Below are 4041 nucleotides of genomic sequence, written 5' to 3'. Positions count from 1 at the left end.
GAAAAAACCTTTACCTCCTGCTCCGGCCCAGCAAAAAATTGGATCCAGCTTTGCCAATAGTGGGGTTCCCCCCAGCCGAAATAGGGGTAGGCAGTGCTGGCGGCCAGATAGAAGCGGTAGTCGGGATCCATTTGGCGAGCTGCCACATAGCGCCCGGTGGCCCCCACATCGTTGCCCTGCGTCCAGCCTTTGTGGACAAAGTCTCCAAAAATGGCCAGGTTCCACCCCCCAATCAGCAGGATTGCCCCCGCCATCGCCGCCGCCGGCAGCCAACTCCCGGCCCGGGATCCCCAGCGTTCCAGGAGACCTGCCAGCACTTGGATCCCTTCCAAGGTTAGATAGGCTACAAAGGGCAGAATGACCAGCAGGCGGGTGTAGTTGGGGGCTTTGGTGATGGCCAAGCTAAACAGCAGGTAGAGAAATAGGAAGCTGCCGATACAGAGCCAGTCGTGGGGCTGGCTGCGCTTCTTGAAAAGGCGGTAGAGGCCGGATCCCAGCCCCAGCCAGATCAAAGCCCCCGTCAAGGGATCCACAAAAGCATGGCCGTAGTTGGGATAGATGTAGCCGCGGTCGTGCTGGCCGGGGTCGTTGAACATACTCAGGCCGTTGAAGATGTTGCGCCAGACCGCCTCCTCTGGCGTAGCCGCATTCACCCACATCTGTTGTAACGCCCGCCCTTCCGGGAAAAAGAGAAATTGTTGGCGAGAGTACTCGGCGCTCACCGCAGGTGCTGTGACCGTGGCCACCAGAATGGGCCCAGCCACCAGAAAAAAGCCCAGCGCCGCGGGCACCGTCAGCTTAGCCAGGACCCAGAGGGGATTAGCTTGCTTGTTTTCTCCTCGGAGATCCTCCCGACCCAGGAGCAGGTACAGAACTCCAAACAACAGCCCCAACAGGATCACCACCCGCCCCGGCAAATAGCCGTAGAGGGAGAAAGCCGCCGCTCCTCCCCCCAGATAGAGCAACAGGGGATTTTTTTCCCGCACGCCCTTGAGGAGCAAGGCCAGGGCCGCACACTCCACCAGCACAATCAGGTTTTCCCGCATGGCCATGCGGCTGATGCCCAGCAAGGCGTGGTTGGATCCCAAGAGGGCCGCCCCCGCCAAAGCCAGCCGGGATCCCCAAAATGCCCGAAAAAACCCGTAAGCCACCAAAATGGTGATCACCCCGAAGGCGGCATGTACCGTGCGCACATTGAGCAGCGTGACTCCCCCCATCAGCCGCGTCAGGCCGCCGAAGAGGCTGAACATGAAGCGGGGGAAATAGAAATACTCCGGCATCAGCCCAAAGATATCGGGATAGCGCACCCCTGAGGCGCGACGGGCCATGGAGGTGATCACAATCTCGTCAGTATTGATCTGAAAAGGGATGTTGGGCAGGTCGTAGAGGTAGATCGGGGCAAAGACCAACACCAACAGCCCCAGGTGCAACAGCTCCTGTTGCCAGCGCAGCCGCGTCGGATCCCAAGGGGGTTGAGCCGGGGAAAACTGCGCCCAATACAACCCCACCAGCAGGATGCTCAGCAGCCAGAGGCCAATCTGCAGCACGTGGTAGCCGGACAGCCCGTACCAGAGAGTCAGGGCTATTCCCAGGCCCAGGCCGGATCCCAGCAGAGGCAGACGCCGGGAGGCCACCGTATCCCAAACCGCCATAGGACTCCGTCCCGCTGATGCGATAGGACTGGAATCTGAGAGGAATCAATTCCTATCAGCTTACCAGGCGCAAGATGTTCCGTAAAACCGGAACTCAGTAACCCCGCATCGGCTCCGCCTCTGGCTCCAATTCCGGATCTATGAAGTTGGACGGATCGTAGAGGAAGCGGTTGACCTCGTCCTCAATGCGATAGATCTCGAAGGGCTCCAATTGTTTGCCAGTTCGCAAGGCCAGCAGGTAGCCATCCACCAGCAGACGTAGCTCATCGGTGCGCCGGTAGCCCCGCTGCCAGGTATCCACCAGAGCATCGGTCAAAGCCTGATAGTGCCGGATCAACTTTGGGTCTTGCAACATGGTGTTCCCTTGCCCTGCCTGTTTCTATCCTAACGTTTGGTGTCTCTTTGTAAGGGGTGATTGCAAACGGGATCCCGAAGCATCGTCTCTTCTTGGCTTCAAGCCATGGGCAGGTGCAGCCGCGAAGGCGTCTCGCCACCGCTGCGGAGAGTGATGGTGAGAATGCGGGCCTCAATCAGCCGCTCTTCCCGCATTCCCGTGCCTGTGTTGACAGGATAGGCCGGAAAACAAGCCGCGCTAAGGCTGAGGCGCAGAGCATGACCGCAAGGAATGCGAATACAGGTGGGCTGACAGGGAATCAGAATGGGGGTACTGGGCTGGGGATCCCCTAGGCGACAATAGCCTTGGGAAAAGTTATACACCTGCCCATCGGGCCTTACCACCGAGAGCACAGCGCAAAGATCGAAACTGGGGCTGTCGGCCTCCGCGTACACCTCCACAGCAATGTCCCCGACCAGAACCAGCTCGGCTTGCAGCGGCGGAGTGGTATAGGTCAGGACATCGGTGCGGCAGTCGAGGGCGGAGCGCTCTTGCGGCCCGGCAGGCTGAACTAGGTGGCCCCCCAAGGCCGGCACCGGTCGCCAGGGATCGTGAACAAAGGTATCCGATTGTTGCGTCGGCGAGGGTTCAGGGCGAAGGGATCCCTCTGCTTCTGAAAGGGCAGCCAAGCCGGTGCTGTGTAGGTAAAAAGCTTTTGGCTCAGGGGTAGGCCAAGCATCAAAGCCGCGCCAGCGGTTGGATCCCATCTCGAACAGGCGTACCGGCGGCTCCTGGAGGATCCCTGTATCTTTGCCTTTGAGGAACTGGTCAAACCAGCGCACCTGCAGGCGATCGATGGGGCTGACAGCCTCTGGGCCAAAGTCCAACGCCCCCACTTTGCGCCCCCAAGGGAGATGGATCCAAGGGCCGATGATCAGGTATTGAGGGTTCTGGCTGCGGGCGCTCATTTCCTTGTAGAGGCGCAGGCTACCACTCAGGTAGCTGTCAAACCAGCCGGCAATGTGTAGCATCGGCAGATCCACCGCCTCTAGACGGGGAGAGAGCTTGCGCCAGTATTCATCCGGCTCGCTGTGCTCCAGCCAGTCGAAGTAATAGGATTGGGGGGCATACTGCTGCAACACCCCCGGCTTGAGGGGGATAGGGTCGTAGAGGGGGAGATTGCGGGCAGCTTTCAAAAGCGCTTGGTAGGCATTGGCATCCCCCCTGAGACGCGCCCCTTCGGTCTCCAGTTGCAAGGCCCAACTGAGGTTGTTGTAGAAGGCAAAGGCCCCCCCTGGGTAAGCGGCATCGGCATAGAGATCGTAAGGCAGCATCGCCGGGCAGATGGCCTTCAAGGCGCTGGGACGGGTAGAAGCCGCATACAGCTGGGTCATGCCCTGATAAGAGAAGCCGTACATGCCCACTACGCCGTTGCTCCCCGGCAAGGCAGCCGCCCAATTGACGGCGTCAAACCCGTCTTCCACCTCATGGCGGAAAGGGTAGAAGGATCCCTTGGAGGTTCCCCGTCCGCGCACATCCTGGATGACCACAATGTACCCCTGGGCCGCATACCACCTGGGATGGGCATACACCACCGTCGAGGCAATGGCCCGCCCATAGGGCTGCCGCATCAGCAAAACCGGGTAGCTCCCCTCCCCTTGCGGGCGATAGACATCTGCGTCCAGTTGGATCCCGTCGCGGGTGAACATGGAAACAGTTTCGCGGGGGCGAACGGGCAACATGGCCTGGGTTGGGCTAGCGGATCTTGCCAAAGGGATACCAACCAAGGACAACCTAAGGGATCCCTGGGTGGATTCTTCCTAAGATAAAACAGAAGCCCTTATGAGAGGGAGAAACTCCCACCAAAGTTTGAGCCCCTTCCCTGGATCTCCGGCCTGCTGGCGCAAACGCAGCCCCCTCCAGACCCCTCTTTTATGGCTTTTATGGATTTATGGAAACAGAGACCCCGGGAAAAGATTTGTCGGAGCATGCCTCTAACCCCCAAAACCCTGAACTTTGCTGAATTTACTGAGCTTTAGGCGGTTTGGCAAAAGT

Annotated in this window: 3 protein-coding genes; all 3 read right to left on the bottom strand. The window is 59.4% G+C overall.

What is annotated here, in order from left to right; translation table 11 throughout:
- Positions 1-1652 (bottom strand): glycosyltransferase family 39 protein (locus NW837_RS00645; protein ID WP_414328798.1); only part of this gene is annotated, 1652 nt, incomplete at its 3' end.
- Positions 1653-1746: 94 nt separating this feature from the next.
- Positions 1747-2007 (bottom strand): DUF6761 family protein, encoded by a 261-nt coding sequence (locus NW837_RS00640; RefSeq protein ID WP_011434405.1) that lies wholly within the window; start codon positions 2005-2007, stop codon positions 1747-1749.
- 98 nt (positions 2008-2105) lie between these two features.
- Positions 2106-3779: a CocE/NonD family hydrolase gene (locus tag NW837_RS00635; protein WP_414328797.1), complete on the bottom strand. Its 1674-nt coding sequence runs from the start codon at positions 3777-3779 to the stop codon at positions 2106-2108.
- Positions 3780-4041: the final 262 nt, after the last annotated feature.

Origin of the sequence: Synechococcus sp. R6-10 (assembly GCF_047461815.1) — a bacterium.
In the GTDB taxonomy this organism is placed as follows: Bacteria; Cyanobacteriota; Cyanobacteriia; order Thermostichales; family Thermostichaceae; genus Thermostichus.
Note: the sequence above shows the minus strand (reverse complement) of the source record. Positions and strands in the feature narration are given on the sequence as shown.

What these genes read in the sequence shown, in the direction of transcription:
- NW837_RS00640 (WP_011434405.1), bottom strand. Translation starts at nt 2,007, where the DNA reads ATGTTGCAAGACCCAAAGTTGATCCGGCACTATCAGGCTTTGACCGAT.